Origin of the sequence: Bacillus sonorensis NBRC 101234 = KCTC 13918 (assembly GCF_001592005.1) — a bacterium.
Lineage (GTDB): Bacteria > Bacillota > Bacilli > Bacillales > Bacillaceae > Bacillus > Bacillus sonorensis.
Window position 1 is genome coordinate 1 of record NZ_BCVZ01000011.1, and the last position, 16,050, is coordinate 16,050.

Here is a 16,050-nt window from a genome sequence, read left to right on the forward strand (position 1 = left end):
GAGCCGCTTTCTAGTCGTTCAGGGAGCGGCGGGAAGCGGAAAAACGTCGGCCGCGCTGCAGAGAGCCGCCTATTTGCTGTACCGCGGACGCGGACAGATCGAGTCCAATCAAATGCTGCTCTTTTCCCCGAACCTGCTGTTCAACAGCTATGTCGCCAATGTCCTGCCTGAGCTTGGCGAAGAAAACATTCAGCAGACAACGTTTCAGGAATATTTACAGCTGCATCTCGGAAAAGACGTGTCATGCGAAAATCCGTTTGATCAATTGGAATTTTGTTTGACGGCTCCGGAAAATGAAGATTACAAAAGCCGGATGCATGCAATTGCATATAAGGCGGGCCTGGCATTCAAAAACTTTATTGATGAATATGTCCGCTACTTGGCGGAAGGCCACCTGCTGTTTAAAAATATTGTGTTCCGCGGAAAAAGAATTGTAACAAGCGGTCAAATTCAGGATTATTTTCGTTCGCTCGGCGCTTCGGGATCGCTTTCACACCGGATTGAACTGACGGCGAAATGGCTGCTGCATCTATTGAGAAAACAAGAAAAACGGGAAAGAAAAAAGGAGTGGGCGCTTGAAAAGAGCAACCTGTTAGATCAAGAAGAATATTTGCGCGTCTATAAACAGCTCCAGGAAGAACGCCAATTTACCGAGGATACATTTGATGATTATGAAAGAGAGCAGGCCCTCCTGGCCAAAATCATCGTTGAAAGGGAGTTCAGGCCGCTAAAAATGGCGGTGAAAGCTTTGGGCTTTATTGATTTCAAGGGAACGTATCTGCAGCTTTTTTCAGACTGGAATGCTGGCGAGGTGCGCCCGGATCATTGGGAAGGAATATGTGCGTACACGAAAAAAAGCTTTTGCACCAATCGGTTTCCATATGAAGATGCAACACCTTATCTATATTTGAAAAATCAAATCAAAGGCGGGATGAAGAACACGGCGATTCGCCACTTATTCATTGATGAAGCGCAGGATTACTCGCCTTTTCAGCTTGCTTTTCTTAAAACCCTTTTTCCTTCAAGCAAAATGACGATACTGGGGGATTTAAACCAGGCGATTCTCGCCCATAGCGTTCATGGGAAAGATCTTCTGTCTGAAGATGTGTTTGAAAGGGAGAAAACGGAGACGATCAGACTGATCCGAAGCTACAGATCGACAAGGGAAATCGTCGAGTTTACAAAACCGCTGATCAAGGGAGGAGATGAAATCGAACCCTTTAACAGAAGCGGCGTCAAGCCGGTATTGACGATTTCGGCCGATCCGGCTGAACATCATGAGCGGATAGCGGCGCGTATTGCCGCATTGCAACATGAAGGGCATGAGACGATTGCGGTCATCTGCAAAACGGTTCAGGAATGCAAGGAAGCGTTCAGCTGCCTGAAGGCCCATACCGAGCTCAAGCTGATTGATAAAGAAACGCGCTCATTCCAAAAAGATGTGGTGGTCATCCCTGTGTATTTGGCAAAAGGCATCGAATTCGACGCCGTCATCATCTATGATGGATCGAAAACCCAATATTGGCGCGAGCGTGAGCGGACACTGTTTTATACAGCCTGTACAAGAGCGATGCATGAGCTCCATTTATTTGCGCTCGGAGAGAAAAGCCCGTTTTTAGACGATGTTCCAGAAAGGCTGTATACAATGAAGAGGGAGTGAACATCACTCCCTTCTCCAATCATATGTATCGCTGCGGACATCAAGCACCTTGTCATTGATGGAAACGTGGTTTTCGTCTTTCCATTCGACTTTTGGATGATCTGCTTTGTCTCCCCAATAAATATTCCTTCGTTCGCCGCTTGAGGCGGTTGTCAATTCCCCTCTGATGGAAAAGCCTGCGGCGTTTCCTCTTTTAGGGGTTCGATATATGCTGATGGTGTATGTTTGATTTGGCGATGTAAGCGACATGAGCTGCACACCTTTTGGTAAGTGATTCATGGAGTAAAATTGGGTATATACAACATAGCCGATCGGTATGCCGAGAGCGAGAATAAATGCTAAAAGCGTGAAGAGCGTGTTTCGGCGGGCTATCTCTTTCAACTCTTTTTTCCATTCTTCATCAATAAAACGCTGCAAAGTGTATCATCATCCCCTGATCGAAATGTTTTTTTATAGTGTAAGGAAAAAACGCTCCTCTGTCTATTTTCAACGTCTAATTCGATAGCAGCGCCGAGATTTCATCAATTGCATATTTCATCTCATCTTTTGTGCTGTAAAAATGCGGGGCGATTCTGATGATATCTTTTCTTGCTGATGTGATAATGTTTTTTCTCCTCAGCTTAGCCTCTATCCCGGCCGCGTCTTCAGCATAAACCGAAATCAGGCTTGTTCTGCCCTCGACAGTCTGCGGCCCCGCGATCTGCAGCCCTTTTTCCGCGGCGTATTGCAGAGAAAAACCGGCAAGCTTCCGCAAATAAGAGCCGATGCGGTCCGTTCCGGCTTCAAGCAGGATCTTCAGGGCGGCGTCTGCTGCATAAAGGCCGGCAAATGACGGTGTTCCCGTTTCAAACCGTTTTGCTCCTGCTGCAAATCGGGAATCAAACAATTCAAAGGCTGAATCCCTGTCTTTGCCAAACCATCCGGTCATCTGCGGTTTGAACTGTTCTGCAAGTTCCCGTTTGATATACAGAAACGCCGTTCCCGGAATGCCGAGCATATATTTTCTTGTACCTGCTGCAAGAATATCGATATCCATGTCTTTGACATTGATCGGAATATGTCCGGCGGATTGGTAGGCATCAACGAATAAAAGCGATCCCTTCTGATGGACGATTTCCGCAATCTGTTTCAAATCTTGCTGAAATCCGTTGTAGTGGCTGACATGGGGAACGCATGTCAAAAGGGTTTGATCCGATATTTCGTGTTCGTATTGCGTGATGCCGATGATTCCGCCATGGCCGTGGATGACTGTGAAATTGTGTTTAAAACGGTCCTGGGCAAGCCAGACTTGTCCGACTGCAGGAAAATCGATATCGGTAAAAACGATGTTGTTTTTTTGACGATGATGCGGCAGTGAAAGCGCAATAGCCGAAACGGCGTCGGAAACAGAGGCCAGAACGGCGACTTCCTCTCGTTCGGCGCCGATCAGCCGTGCGAATTGATCCTTTGCCGCTTCCATCTTCTCCATGGATGCTCTCCAATCGGCTCCCGAGTATAGGAGTCTGCGGCGGTATTCGTCCATCGCTTCTGAGACAGGCAAAGCCAAAGCGCCGGCAGAACAGGCGCCCAGATGGATATGATCTGTTAAAACAGGGAATAACGAACGAAATGAACGAAATGGATGATTCATGATCAGCAATCTCCTTTTTGCAGAGTATGCAAATGATACTTCGTTCCAAGCGTGAAAAACCCTTCATCTAAGAAGAAAAAGACGTTTCCAAAGGCAAATGTATAGGTTTTCGGCCGCGAAAGAATACTGAACAAAGAAGAGCATGGCCGAAGACAGCCGGCATGAACGGCTGAACAGGCATGCTTTGCGGTATATAGGAGGTATTTGAGTGGCCATTTTCCTCGCTGTTTTGGTTCTTTTAACAATTATCGCGATGTCGAATATCATTCACCGGTTGATTCCATTTGTTCCCGTTCCATTGATCCAGGTGGGATTGGGCATCATCGCGGGGGCTTTTCCGGGCGGTCTTCATATCGCGCTCAGTCCGGAGCTTTTTTTTGTTTTATTTATCGCTCCCTTGCTGTTTAATGACGGAAGGCGGATACCGAGAGACGAGCTGTGGAAATTGAGGACGCCGATCCTTCTTTTGGCGCTCGGCCTTGTATTTGTAACCGTGCTGCTTGGAGGCTATGCGATTCATTGGATGATTCCGCAGATTCCGCTGCCCGCATCTTTTGCCCTTGCAGCCATTTTATCGCCGACAGATGTTGTCGCCGTCAGCGCGCTTTCGAAACGGATCGATATGCCGACGAAGATGATGCGTCTTCTTGAAGGCGAAGGCTTGATGAATGATGCATCAGGTCTTGTCGCCTTTAAATTCGCAATTGCCGCGGCCGTGACGGGCGCTTTTTCGTGGTCAGCGGCGGTGTTCAGCTTTTTGCTGATCGCTTTTGGCGGTCTGATCACCGGTGCGGTTCTTTCTTTTCTGATTCTTCGGTTTCGCTATTTGCTCCGCAGATTCGGGATGGAAGATGTGACAATGCATATGCTGATTCAAATTCTGACCCCTTTTGTGGTTTATTTGACGGCAGAGGAGCTTGGCGTGTCGGGAATCCTTGCCGTCGTGGCCGGGGGAATTACACATGCGGCTGAGCATGACAGGGCCGAATCGGCGATGGTCAAGCTGAAGATCGTGTCGGCCAGCACATGGAGCATCATTCTTTTTATTTTGAACGGTCTTGTCTTTGTTCTGCTTGGATTGCAGATGCCGGGCGCCCTCTCCGTCATATTTGGGAATGCGGCGTTTAACAATGCAAGAGTAGTCAGCTACATCATTCTGATTACGCTGCTATTGCTGATTCTCCGTTTTGTATGGGTGTTTTTGTTTTGGCAGGGCAATTGGGGGCTTCAAACGAAACAGGTTTCGGGCAGGGAAAAGCTGCGCTCCCTGCTTCAGATGTCGATTTCGGGCGTACGAGGAGCGGTGACCTTGGCCGGAGCGTTTTCGATTCCTTTTGTGTTGGAGGACGGCCGTCCGTTTCCGGAACGCGATTTTATCATCTTTCTGGCAGCCGGGGTGATACTGTGCACATTGATGACGGCGAGCGTCTTTTTGCCGCTTCTTTCAGAAAGGAAGGAGCTCCCGTCAAGCGGAAGCCAGTTTCAAAGCGTCAGAAGAAAGCTGATGAAAACAACGATCAAGGCATTAAAAGAGGAGATGAATGACAAAAATAGAGCCGCTGCACTGGCCGTCATATCAGAGTACAACGAAAAGATGAAAAGGCTCAGATTTGAACAATATTCGCTCAAACAGCATTTGCGCCTCAAAAAGCAGGAAAACAAAATCCGTGCGCATGCCTTGAAAGCGGAACAGGTGGAGCTGGAGGCTATGCGAAAAAGCAAACAGATCACAGAGCGCATCGCAGACAACCTGAAAGAAAGGCTTCAAGAGAAAGAAATGCTCTTTGCCAATCCGTTCAAAGCCGGCGTGTCCGTCATAAAATTGAAGCATTTGATAGACAGCGGAAAAAAAGAAGAGACGGGAAGGCAGCGGGACGAAAGCGCGGACATGCTGAAAAAGGCCCGGATTCAAACGGCAAAAGCGGCCATCGAAACGGTAAAACAGCATATGAATGACGACAATAAAGAAGCGGCCCAGTCTGTCATCGCTTTTTATCAGCGCCTGATTCTGCGGCTTCAGCACGGAACCGCAGGACGACGGGAAAATGTCCGCTATGAAAAACAAAAAAAAGAGATTCGCTTAAAATCGGTCCAGATCATTCGCAATGAAATTCAAGAGCTGTTTGAAAACCGTGAAATTTCCAGGGAAACAGCCCACCAGCTGCGCCAGTACATCAATGATTTGGAAGCCGAACTTCTTGATGAGTGAGGGTTTTCAAAGGTATATTGAATTGCTTTCCTCCTTTGTCTGATTTATCATTCAATTAAAGACAAGAAACCAGACAAAAAAGGAGCCGAGATGATGAAATATTACGGAGCAATTGAAGCAGGGGGAACAAAATTTGTATGCGCGGTCGGAACAGAGAACGGGGAAATCATCGACAGGCTGACGATTCCGACAGAGACGCCTGAAGAAACGATTGGAAGGCTGTCCGCTTTCTTTGATATGTATCAGCTCGAATCAATAGGTGTCGGCTCGTTCGGACCGATGTCATTGGCAAAGGAAAGCCCTGATTTCGGCTATATTACCAATACGCCGAAATTGGCATGGAGGAACTATCCGTTGATTCCTGAGCTGAAAAAAAGGTTCGGCATTCCCGTTTCTTTTACGACGGATGTCAATGCGGCTGCACTCGGGGAAATCACGAAAGGAGCCGCACAAGGGCTTGACAGCTGTCTTTATATCACGGTCGGCACCGGCATCGGCGCAGGGGCTGTCATCGGGGGCAAACTGGTTCAAAGCTTCAGCCATCCTGAAATGGGACATATTCTCATCAGGCGCCATGAAAAGGATACGTTTGCAGGAAACTGTCCATATCACAACGATTGTCTTGAAGGAATGGCATCAGGACCGGCGATTGAAAAACGCTGGGGCAAACAAGGAAAGGATTTGGCCGGCCGCAACGAGGTGTGGGAGCTTGAAGCCGATTATTTGGCTCAGGCGCTTATGCACTATATTTTGATTTTATGTCCGGAAAAAATCGTGATGGGCGGAGGAGTCATGAAGCAGCAGCAATTATTCCCGCTTATTCGTGAAAAGCTTTCCGAATATGTAAACGGATATCTCGTCCTCCCGGATCTTGATCAGTATATCGTGCCGCCGGGTCTTGGCGACGATGCGGGAATCACGGGAGCGCTCGCTTTGGCTTTGGCTTTGCCTGAGCGGGCAGCAGAAGGCAAATGAGCAATTTATTATGTCAATTCCCTCCAATATGAGATAATGGACATGATGCTTATTTAAGCATTCTGAATAAATGAAAGGTGGTCATTCAATATGGTAAGCAGTTTACAAGACACTGTTACATTACATAACGGAGTGAAAATGCCGTGGTTTGGTCTTGGGGTCTTTAAAGTAGAAGAGGGCAGCCAAGTCGTCGAATCTGTAAAAGCAGCCATTAAAAACGGATACCGGAGCATTGACACAGCTGCGATCTATCAAAATGAAGAAGGCGTCGGCAAAGGGATTAAAGAATCAGGCGTTGGCCGCGAGGAGCTTTTCGTCACTTCAAAAGTTTGGAACGGTGACCAGGGCTATGAGCAGGCGTTGGCCGCTTTTGATGAAAGCCTTAGAAAGCTTGGCCTTGACTACCTTGATTTATATTTGATTCACTGGCCTGGAAAAGATAAGGCCAAATTTAAAGATACATGGCGTGCATTGGAGAAGCTGTATAAAGACGGCAAAGTCAGAGCGATCGGCGTCAGCAATTTTAATGTGCATCATCTGGAAAGCTTATTGGAAGATGCAGAAATCAAGCCGATGGTCAACCAGGTCGAATTCCACCCGCGCTTAACACAGCTTGAATTAAGAGAATACTGCAAAAAGCAGGGGATTCAGCTTGAAGCATGGTCTCCATTGATGCAAGGTAAACTCCTTGACAATGAAGTGCTTGCTGACATCGCCAAAAAATACAACAAATCTGTCGCTCAAATCATTTTGCGGTGGGATCTGCAAAGTGAAGTCGTTACGATTCCGAAATCAATCAAGGAACACAGAATTATCGAAAACGCCGATATCTTCGACTTTGAACTATCCAAAGAAGATATGGAAAAAATCGACGCCCTCAACAAAGACGAGCGCGTAGGTCCTGATCCTGAAACGATGACAAACGGCTTCGAATAAAATCGCAAACAAAATCCCGGGTTCTTGTCATGAACCCGGGATTTTGTCTATTCTTCGTGCAACACGAGGCGGCTTTTGGCCGGTTTACGTCTGCGGTCATTCAGCGGTCCGCGGCGATTATGTTTAATAAAGAATGCGAGGACCAATCCGACGCCTGATAAACCGGCCGCGGTCATAAAGGCCAGATTGACGCCGTGGATCATCGCTGTTTCCGAGCCTGGGCCCGCCGGATCAGCTAAAGCCCGCTGCGTCATGATTGTGATCAGAATCGCCGTTCCGATTGAACCGGACATTTGCCTCATCGTATTGTTCATGGCTGTGCCATGCGGTATCAGGTGGCGCGGAAGCTGGTTCAGCCCGGCTGTCGTCACCGGCATTAACACCATTCCCATTCCGACCATTCGAAACGCATAGACGGTCGACAGGTATGCGAAAGGAGTCGCCTCTGACAGGTGTGTCAACAGCAGCGTCGTAACGAAAATGGTCGTCAAACCGGTAATGCTTAACACCCGCGCCCCGATTTTATCGAAAATTCTTCCGGTAATCGGCGACATCAAGCCCATGACAACAGCTCCCGGAAAAAGCATCATCCCTGATTCCATTGCGGTGAAATGGCGCATATCCTGCATGTAGATCGGAACGATTGTCGCAGCCCCGATCATCGCCATAAAGACGACCATGCCGATGACCGTGGCAAGCGTGAACATCGGATATTTAAATACCCTGAATTCCAAAATCGGCTCTTTTAAATGGAGCTGCCTCCATATAAACCAAAACAGGGTGACGGCACCAATCGCAAATCCGGCCAGCACATCCGGGCCGGTCCAGCCGTCGACGCCTGCGCTGCTGAACCCGTAAAGAATGCCGCCGAATCCAAAAGAAGACAAAATGATCGAAGGCACATCCATCTTGGGCGATGTTTGTTCTGTCACATTTTTCAAAATAAACGAGGCGATGATCATATCAATAATTGCGAACGGCAGAAGAAGATAAAACAATACTTCCCACGGATAACGGTCGACGATCCAGCCCGATAGCGTCGGTCCGAGCGCCGGGGCAAAGGCGATGACAAGACCAACCATCCCCATCGCTGAGCCGCGTTTTTCCTTTGGAAAGATCAGCAGAAGCACTGTCTGCATTAAAGGCATCATGATCCCCGCGCCGGCCGCCTGTACGATTCGTCCAACAATTAAAGCGGGAAAGCTGAACGATAATGCGCAGATCAGGGTTCCTGCCGTAAATAATGACATGGCGGCCATAAACAGCTTTCTCGTCGTGAATTTTTCAATTAAAAACGCCGTAACCGGAATCATAATCCCGTTTACAAGCATAAAAACGGTCGTCAGCCACTGGGCGAGCCCCGGGGTAATGTTCAAATCCCGCATGATAGGCGGCAGCGCCGTCGTCAGCAGCGTCTGGTTTAAAATGGCGATAAAAGTCCCGGTAATCAATACGGCAACAATCGGCATTTTGTTTATCTTTTGTTGTGTTTCACTCATTTTAAAACCTTCTTATTCAGAAATTTTATAACACTTCATGAAATAATCGGCACCCGAAACAAAATTGTCTATTCATTAGATTATCGAAGGATTAGCAAATCCGCAAGGCCATATCGAACATTCGGTATATAATACCCAACCGTCCGCAAATTTAAACAGCCCCTCCCACCGCAGTAAATGCTTGTGGGAGGGGGCGAAACAGACTTATTTTTTATAAAACCTCAACAAATCTCCATTGATGATTTTATCGGACAGGGAAAGCTCCTCATTCGCTTTCTCTTTCAAAGACCCGCATTTGTCTTTCGCATCCTCAAGGAGCTCTCCGGTTTTTTGATTGTAGCAGGCATTTTTCGTATAGAGATAGTCGTTTGTAATAAAGCTTCCATTCCTTAGTACGGCGAAAGGCATTCGCTCGTTAGAAAATAGATCGTTTCCAAACTGGATCATGCCTTTTGTATCGACTCCCAGCAAATGAAGCAATGTCGGTTTGACATCGATTTGTCCGCCTATTTCTGAAATGGTTTGCGGCTTTTTGTCGGTAATCCCCGGGATGTGGATAATCAATGGGACACGCTGAAGCTGGACAGTATCATACGGTGTGATTTCGCTTTTTCCTAAAAATTGGGCGAGTGCATCGTTATGTGCTTCAGAAATGCCGTAGTGGTCCCCCATAAAGACAATCACCGAGTGTTCATACAGCCCGTTTTCTTTCAGCTTCGCGATAAAATGCTTCAGTGCTTCGTCCTGGTAGCGCACTGTCGTTACATAGCGGTTTAACACCTCGCTGTTTGAATCATATTCATCAATCAGCCGATCCTTGTCATCAATTTGGAATGGAAAGTGGTTGGTCAGCGTAATCAGGCTGCTGTAAAACGGCTGCGGCAATTCCTTCATGATATCTGCGGACTGCGCCAAAAATTCTTTATCCTTCAGTCCCCAGCCTGTTGAATTATCATCTGTCACATTGAAATTATCCACATCATAAAAGCGGTCAATGCCGAGAGAGCCGTACATGACGTCCCTGTTCCAGAACTTTTTGTTGTTGGCATGAAATACGGCGGAGGTATAATCGTTTTTCGACAGTGTTTTATATATCGAATTGTATTGATTTTCGCTTTTGGTAAAAAAGACAGCTCCGCTTAACGACGGATAAAGAGAATTGGCGACGATAAACTCGGAATCAGAGGTTTTTCCCTGTTCGGTCTGCTGATAAAAGTGGTCAAAATAATAGCTCTTTTTAATGAATTGATTCAAAAACGGAGTGATTTCTTTTCCGTTCACTTTTTCATCGATGACAAAGCTTTGCGTCGATTCAAGCGTCACGAAAATGACATTGCGCCCTTTAGCGGTGCCGAACATCTCTTTGTTTGGCTTGCTGTAGTCGGCATTTGTATAATTTTCGATCGTCGCCAGACTGTTCTCATCCGCAACCGCCTTTTGCGTCAAATTAAACGTTTGCGTAATCCCGTCGAACAGATGGAACTGGTACAATCCGATATGCTTGACCAGCACTTCCCTGTCAAAGGAGTTGGCTAATAATTTCGGCTGATCGAGTTCTGATAAGGCGAGATTAAAAAGCGCGATTCCGGCTGCTGCGGTATAGTAGAGTTTGATGGCTTTCCGCGACGGCTTCACTTCTGTTTTCCGGCGTTTTGCCAGCCATGCGAGTAAAGCCAAGTCAAAGAAAAGAACGATAAATAAAGGATTGAACAGCTCCTGAAAACTGCTTCCGAGTCCCCCGAGGTTTTTGGCCTGGAACAACACGGGGATTGTAATAAAATCAATATAAAAACCGTAAAAAATGCAGTTTGCGATCAGAATGCCCGTAAGTATGACGTTTGCAGCGATTAGAAACAGCCGCTTTGTTTTTTCGCGGCAAAAAAGACTGATGCCGAATACGGGGATGAGAAAGCTAAGCGGGTTCAAAAACAGAATCAGCTCCTGCAGCGCATTGTCAATCTGCAGGTGAAACCCCAGTTTGTAGATGAAATACGTCTTCATCCACATGAAAAAAATCGATAAGCATAAAAACCACTGCTTTTTGAAAAAATGTTCTTTCATTTATCAATAGCTCCTCACAAATTCTTAGCCCCGCATATGTTTAAATTACTAAAAAAAACTTTCGGTGGCAAATAAAACTAATTTCGCCGTTCATGCCATTAAGACGGCAATAAAATAACATGAAAGAATGGTGAGGGCAGCCATTACGCCCTGTTCGGCTTTGCCGCCTGTTTTAATGTAAAGCGGCAGGCGGATTCTGATTGATGAAGGAAAGAAAAGCTTGATGCCGTTTGTCGTCCCCGCATCAAGCAGCAGATGGCTGGCCATTCCCGCCATCAGTCCGACCAAAATGCTCTGATTTGCAAAGTATAAATGTGCAGCAAATGCGGTAAGCAGTAAAAAAAGCAGGCTGTGCGTGAATGTCCTGTGGCCGAATATCGAACTGACCAGCGTTGATAAAATCGGAAGCTTTCTGCCTATTTTGCTTTTCGTGTGGCAAATATCGGGTATCAATGCGCCAAGAACGCCTGAAGCGGTCATAAATACGGGATCATATCCATAAAAATAAGCGACAGCCGTACAAGAAGCGACTCCCCCCATGATGTGTGTTTTTCCTGTCATATTCGCTTCTCCTTTAAGACCTAATTCCTAAAGAAAACTATATCAAGAGATCTGAAGGCCTTCAAGACTGATTCTGCCGACTTTCGGGCTTGATTTTTTTTTCGGGAAGAATATGCGAAAACGGAAACATCCCGCAGCTGGATGCAATGGGTAAAGCTTGCAGCATATTTTTTTGATGATAAGACAAATTAAAATTGTACCAAATTTTTAAAGAGGTGATTCATGTGGGTTTTTTCTTCAATAAAGATCGGGGAAAAAATAAAGCCAAAGATCAGAACGCCGTTCAGGGGGCGCTTGAAGATGCAGGGGCGGCATTAAAAGGAGACCCTCTGCAAGAGGCGGTCCGAAAAAACAAAAATAACCGATAATCGCCATAAATGGATGGGGAGCTGCGCGCTCCGTCCGCCAAGGCTGCCGAAGCAGGCGGCCTTTTACGTTGATATGCAGGCTTCAACCGTTTTTCCATCAGTTCCCTTTGACAGATCAAAATTTCTCTGGTAACCTTCGGATGTGAATATGTGATAAATCCTCACTCTTAACTCTTAGTGAGGTAGAGGTTGCGCGGATGATAAGTCGCGCATGTGAGGCTGAATTGGAGCCTGTGATCATGCGTAAAAGGCATCAGCGCCGAAGCATAAAGAAGCCATTCATTCTTTATGCTGGGTCTGCATTGAATAAGTGCAGGACTGCCGCGGGGTTCCCTGCGGAGGGCTATCCGGAGATCAAGAGTGTATGTTGTTTTGGCATGGACTTTTGTTCATGCTTTTTTTATTTTGACTGATCTCACGGTCTGGTCCGGCATATTTTTTATAAAATGCTCGGAGGTATTATAAGATGGAACAGACAAAAAAATGGGGCTTCTGGCTTTTAACGGCGTTTGTCGTCGGAAATATGGTCGGCTCCGGAATTTTTATGCTCCCAAGCACGCTCGCCCAGACGGCAAGTCCGCTTGGTGTAACGGTGGCATGGCTTGTGACGGGTGCGGGCGTTTTAATGATCGCTCTCGTATTCGGACATTTATCGATCCGCCGTCCGGATCTGAAAGCGGGCCCGCAAAGCTATGCAAGGGCGCTCTTCTCAGATCCGAAAAAAGGAAACGCGGCTGGCTTTACAATGGTGTGGGGCTACTGGGTGGCAAGCTGGATCAGCAATGTGGCCATCATCACGAGCCTTGCCGGTTATTTGACAACATTCCTGCCGATTTTAACTGATGGACGCAAGATGTTTGAGATTGGCGGGCATGCCGTCACACTCGGACAGCTTTTGACATTTATCGTCTGCACGATTCTGTTGTGGGGCACTCATTTCATTCTCGTCACAAGCTTAAACGGAGCCGGAAAACTCAACTTTTTGGCGACGTTTTCCAAAGTGCTCGGATTTGTTCTGTTTATTGTAGCCGGATTATTCGTTTTTCAGGTGTCTTTATTTGAATCATTTTATTTTCCTGTTGAAGCTGAAGGAAAAAGCGTGGGGCTTGGCGGTCAGGTCTATAATGCGGCGATTTCAACGCTGTGGGCGTTCGTCGGCATCGAGTCAGCCGTTATCTTATCAGGGCGCGCTTCTTCGCAGCGGGATGTCAAACGGGCTACGATTACGGGACTGCTGATCGCGCTTGGCATTTATATGATTATTACACTCATTACGATGGGCATTATCCCGCATGACCAGCTGAAGGCTTCAGATAAGCCGTTTGTTGATGTGCTGCACGCGATTATCGGCGGCTTGGGGAGCGTTGTGATGGCCATTCTGGCGATCGTTTCCCTGTTCGGCTCCATGCTCGGCTGGATTTTGATCGGGTCAGAAGTTCCATACCAAGCCGCTAAGGCTGGCGATTTTCCTGCTTTTTTTGCGAAGACGAACAAAAAAGGAAGTCCTGTCAATTCGTTGATCGTCACGAATGTCATGTCTCAGATTTTTATATTCTCGACGATTTCCGGAACGATCAGCCAGGCCTTTACGTTCTTGACGACATCGGCGACGCTGGCTTATCTTGTCCCATATTTGATTGCAGCACTATTCAGCCTGAAGCTCATCCTAAAAGGGGAAACTTATGATGAGCTGAAAGGATCGAGACTGGGCGACGGCATCATTGCACTGGCAGCTCTTGCTTATTCTTTATGGGTGATCGTCTCCGGAACGTCTGATTTACTTACCTTTATATTGGGAATCGGATTGTTCTTTGTCGGACTTGTCATCTACCCGTTTGCGGCCAAAAGGTTTGGCGAGAATCGGCAGTCATGAGCCATGGGCCCGCGGTCTTCTTTCGAAGATCAGCGGGCTTTTTTTCATTTGATAAATTTTTTCTTAAAAATTCGGCCTGAGACTGATATACTATAAAATGAAAATGATAATCGTTATCGATTGTAGATATAGGAAAGGAATGGCATCGATTGGGGTCATACAGAAATATTCATCAGATCACCAGCGGGGACGAGCCGGAGCATGAAGAACGGCTGGTAAGCCGTCCCCTTGGAGCCGTATTTGTCCTTCTGGGCGGACTTGTCATCCTGTTGTTCGGCGGGGCATTATCGATAGCCCTCGGTGCGGCTGATATCAAGCTTGGCACTGTATGGGACGCGCTTTTTCACTTTGATTCAAAAAATACGGCCCATCAAATTATTTTGGAGCTCAGGCTGCCGAGGACGGTCAGTGCAATGCTTGTCGGCGCTTGTCTGGCCGTTTCCGGCGCGATCATGCAGGGCATGACGAGAAATCCGCTCGCTTCGCCGGACATTATGAGCGTGACAGACGGCTCGGCATTTGCGATAGCCGTCGCTTTTGCCTGTTTTCCCGGCATCTCTGCCCTCGGGCTGATGGCCTGGTCATTTGCCGGGGCGGGTTTGGGAGCAGCGATTGTTTTTGCGGTCGGAATGTTTTCAAAAGGCGGCCTTACTCCTGTAAAGCTGGCCTTGGCGGGAACGGCGGTCGGAACGTTTCTCAGGGCGCTGTCATCAGGCATTGCGATACATTTTGATGTAGCCCGCGATGTGAGCTTTTGGTATGCCGGCGGTATCGCAGGCATGAAATGGTCGAGCGTAGAGCTTTTGGTTCCCGCAGCGGCACTCGGATTGATGCTTGTCTTTTTGATCGCCCGTTCGATAACCGTTTTAAGCTTGGGAGAGGAATTGGCAAAAGGGCTTGGCCAATCGACAAACACGGTCAAAACGATCGGGGTCGTTTCCGTCGTTTTGCTTACGGGTGCCGCAGTGTCTGTGGCAGGCTCGATTGGTTTCATCGGTTTGATCATCCCGCATATTACCCGGTTTTTGGCCGGCATGGATTATCGCTGGATCATTCCGTGTTCAGCGGTGTTGGGGGCTGTGCTTCTCCTTTATGCCGACATAGCGGCAAGGATGATCAACCCTCCTTTTGAAACACCGGTTGGAGCGGTGACGGCGCTTGTCGGCGTCCCATTCTTTCTCTATTTGGCCCGGCGTGAAGGGAGGGGGCTGTAATGGAGACCATCAAAAACAAAAACAGCCGCGCGGCAGTGATCATGCTGGTTATGGCCGCGCTGATCACCGGCGTGTTTTTACTCAGCCTGAATATGGGAGAGATTCGGATTGCTCCGCTTGACACGCTGAAAACGTTGTTTGGAGCCGGCACGCCGCAAGAAGAGCTAGTGTTATTTGAGTTTCGCCTGCCGCGCATGATTCTTGCAATGATCATCGGCGCCGGGATTGCCGCAGCGGGGGCCGTCTGGCAGGGGATTTCCCAAAACGACCTGGCTGATCCGGGGATTTTGGGAATCAATGCCGGAGCGGGTTTTGCCGTGGTTCTGTTCATCTTCTTTTTACAGGGGTCAATCGACCGCCTCGAAGCAAGCATGATGTTTTCCCTGCCGATTTTTGCATTTATAGGAGCTTGCATTTCGGTCATTTTGATTTATTTGCTCGCATGGAAAAAGGGGCTTAATCCTGTCCGCCTAGTTTTGGTCGGCATCGGAGTCAACGCCGCATTTGGCGCGGCCATTCTCATGCTGCAGCTGAAAATGGATCCAAACGATTTTATGCAGGCGACCGTATGGCTTTCGGGAAACATATGGAACGCCAACTGGAGCTTTGTTTGGGCAACCCTTCCATGGATTGCCGTATTGCTTCCTTTTATCCTATATAAAGCGCGCTATTTAAATGTACTTAATCTTGGCGATCAGATTGCTGCCGGCCTTGGAACGGCCGTTGAAAAAGAACGGCGCACACTGCTGTTGGCCGCGGCAGCTCTCAGCGGCGCCTGCGTGGCGGCGGGGGGCAATATCACCTTTCTCGGTCTGGTTGCTCCCCATATCGCAAGAAGGCTTGTCGGGCCGAAACATCAGCTTTTGATACCGGCGTCTGCGTTGACGGGGGCTTTGCTCTTTTTGCTGGCCGATTTGATCGGCAGAAATCTCCTCGCGCCATCGGAGATTCCCGTCGGACTAGTCATTTCCGTTTTAGGCGCGCCGTACTTTATATATTTACTGATGAAAACAAATTAAAGAAGGGAAGATTGCAAAGTGTCTCTTTCTACAAATGAGCTGGGG

Annotated in this window: 13 protein-coding genes and 1 riboswitch; of the genes, 8 read left to right on the top strand and 5 right to left on the bottom strand. The window is 47.7% G+C overall.

What is annotated here, in order from left to right:
- On the top strand, nucleotides 1-1,660 hold a 1,660-nt coding region (gene helD, locus BTR1S_RS13080), incomplete at its 5' end, for an RNA polymerase recycling motor HelD (protein WP_061781677.1).
- Nucleotides 1,661-1,663: 3 nt separating this feature from the next.
- Here helD and BTR1S_RS13085 read toward each other — a convergent pair.
- On the bottom strand, nucleotides 1,664-2,077 hold the full coding sequence (locus BTR1S_RS13085; protein WP_029419518.1) for a DUF5412 family protein: 414 nt from the start codon (nucleotides 2,075-2,077) through the stop codon (nucleotides 1,664-1,666).
- A 76-nt stretch (nucleotides 2,078-2,153) separates the two neighbouring features.
- On the bottom strand, nucleotides 2,154-3,290 hold the full coding sequence (locus tag BTR1S_RS13090) for an aminotransferase class V-fold PLP-dependent enzyme (protein ID WP_029419517.1): 1,137 nt from the start codon (nucleotides 3,288-3,290) through the stop codon (nucleotides 2,154-2,156).
- Between the two features lie 208 nt (nucleotides 3,291-3,498).
- On the opposite strand from BTR1S_RS13090, the gene BTR1S_RS13095 reads away from it, so the two are divergent.
- The 3 genes from BTR1S_RS13095 (at nucleotide 3,499) to pgoN (ending at nucleotide 7,410) form a co-directional block, all read left to right on the top strand.
- Nucleotides 3,499-5,499 (top strand): Na+/H+ antiporter, encoded by a 2,001-nt coding sequence (locus BTR1S_RS13095; protein ID WP_006639069.1) that lies wholly within the window; start codon nucleotides 3,499-3,501, stop codon nucleotides 5,497-5,499.
- A 93-nt stretch (nucleotides 5,500-5,592) separates the two neighbouring features.
- Nucleotides 5,593-6,474 (top strand): ROK family protein, encoded by an 882-nt coding sequence (locus tag BTR1S_RS13100; protein ID WP_006639068.1) that lies wholly within the window; start codon nucleotides 5,593-5,595, stop codon nucleotides 6,472-6,474.
- A 90-nt stretch (nucleotides 6,475-6,564) separates the two neighbouring features.
- A complete protein-coding gene (gene pgoN / locus BTR1S_RS13105) occupies nucleotides 6,565-7,410 on the top strand; it encodes a glyoxal/methylglyoxal reductase (protein ID WP_006639067.1) in 846 nt (281 codons plus the stop codon).
- A 47-nt stretch (nucleotides 7,411-7,457) separates the two neighbouring features.
- Here the strand turns inward: pgoN and BTR1S_RS13110 are convergent, their stop codons facing one another.
- From BTR1S_RS13110 to BTR1S_RS13120, 3 genes are all read right to left on the bottom strand, one after another.
- The gene (locus tag BTR1S_RS13110; protein WP_006639066.1) at nucleotides 7,458-8,909 is read right to left on the bottom strand and encodes an MDR family MFS transporter; all 1,452 of its coding nucleotides are present in this window, start codon (nucleotides 8,907-8,909) and stop codon (nucleotides 7,458-7,460) included.
- A gap of 204 nt (nucleotides 8,910-9,113) precedes the next feature.
- Nucleotides 9,114-10,970 carry an LTA synthase family protein gene (locus BTR1S_RS13115; RefSeq protein WP_006639065.1) on the bottom strand — a complete coding sequence of 619 codons (1,857 nt, stop codon included), beginning with the start codon at nucleotides 10,968-10,970 and terminating at the stop codon, nucleotides 9,114-9,116.
- Nucleotides 10,971-11,060: 90 nt separating this feature from the next.
- Nucleotides 11,061-11,531, bottom strand: a complete 471-nt coding sequence (locus tag BTR1S_RS13120) for a metal-dependent hydrolase (RefSeq protein WP_006639064.1) — start codon at nucleotides 11,529-11,531, stop codon at nucleotides 11,061-11,063.
- A gap of 224 nt (nucleotides 11,532-11,755) precedes the next feature.
- On the opposite strand from BTR1S_RS13120, the gene sspJ reads away from it, so the two are divergent.
- The 4 genes from sspJ (at nucleotide 11,756) to BTR1S_RS13140 (ending at nucleotide 16,005) form a co-directional block, all read left to right on the top strand.
- A complete protein-coding gene (gene sspJ, locus BTR1S_RS13125; protein WP_006639063.1) occupies nucleotides 11,756-11,899 on the top strand; it encodes a small acid-soluble spore protein SspJ in 144 nt (47 codons plus the stop codon).
- A gap of 175 nt (nucleotides 11,900-12,074) precedes the next feature.
- Nucleotides 12,075-12,253, top strand: a riboswitch (Lysine riboswitch).
- A gap of 112 nt (nucleotides 12,254-12,365) precedes the next feature.
- The gene (locus BTR1S_RS13130; protein WP_029419516.1) at nucleotides 12,366-13,772 is read left to right on the top strand and encodes an amino acid permease; all 1,407 of its coding nucleotides are present in this window, start codon (nucleotides 12,366-12,368) and stop codon (nucleotides 13,770-13,772) included.
- A 149-nt stretch (nucleotides 13,773-13,921) separates the two neighbouring features.
- Nucleotides 13,922-14,986 (top strand): FecCD family ABC transporter permease, encoded by a 1,065-nt coding sequence (locus tag BTR1S_RS13135; RefSeq protein WP_006639061.1) that lies wholly within the window; start codon nucleotides 13,922-13,924, stop codon nucleotides 14,984-14,986.
- Nucleotides 14,986-16,005 carry a FecCD family ABC transporter permease gene (locus BTR1S_RS13140; protein WP_034326649.1) on the top strand — a complete coding sequence of 340 codons (1,020 nt, stop codon included), beginning with the start codon at nucleotides 14,986-14,988 and terminating at the stop codon, nucleotides 16,003-16,005. Before BTR1S_RS13135 ends, BTR1S_RS13140 begins: the two co-directional genes overlap by 1 nt.
- The last annotated feature ends 45 nt before the right edge of the window (nucleotides 16,006-16,050 follow it).

Excerpts from the sequence above, each read along its gene's own strand:
- BTR1S_RS13090 (WP_029419517.1), bottom strand. The coding sequence starts at position 3,290 with ATGAATCATCCATTTCGTTCATTTCGTTCGTTATTCCCTGTTTTAACA.
- BTR1S_RS13100 (WP_006639068.1), top strand. The coding sequence starts at position 5,593 with ATGAAATATTACGGAGCAATTGAAGCAGGGGGAACAAAATTTGTATGC.
- pgoN (WP_006639067.1), top strand. The coding sequence starts at position 6,565 with ATGGTAAGCAGTTTACAAGACACTGTTACATTACATAACGGAGTGAAA.
- BTR1S_RS13110 (WP_006639066.1), bottom strand. The coding sequence starts at position 8,909 with ATGAGTGAAACACAACAAAAGATAAACAAAATGCCGATTGTTGCCGTA.
- BTR1S_RS13115 (WP_006639065.1), bottom strand. The coding sequence starts at position 10,970 with ATGAAAGAACATTTTTTCAAAAAGCAGTGGTTTTTATGCTTATCGATT.
- BTR1S_RS13120 (WP_006639064.1), bottom strand. The coding sequence starts at position 11,531 with ATGACAGGAAAAACACACATCATGGGGGGAGTCGCTTCTTGTACGGCT.
- BTR1S_RS13130 (WP_029419516.1), top strand. The coding sequence starts at position 12,366 with ATGGAACAGACAAAAAAATGGGGCTTCTGGCTTTTAACGGCGTTTGTC.
- BTR1S_RS13140 (WP_034326649.1), top strand. The coding sequence starts at position 14,986 with ATGGAGACCATCAAAAACAAAAACAGCCGCGCGGCAGTGATCATGCTG.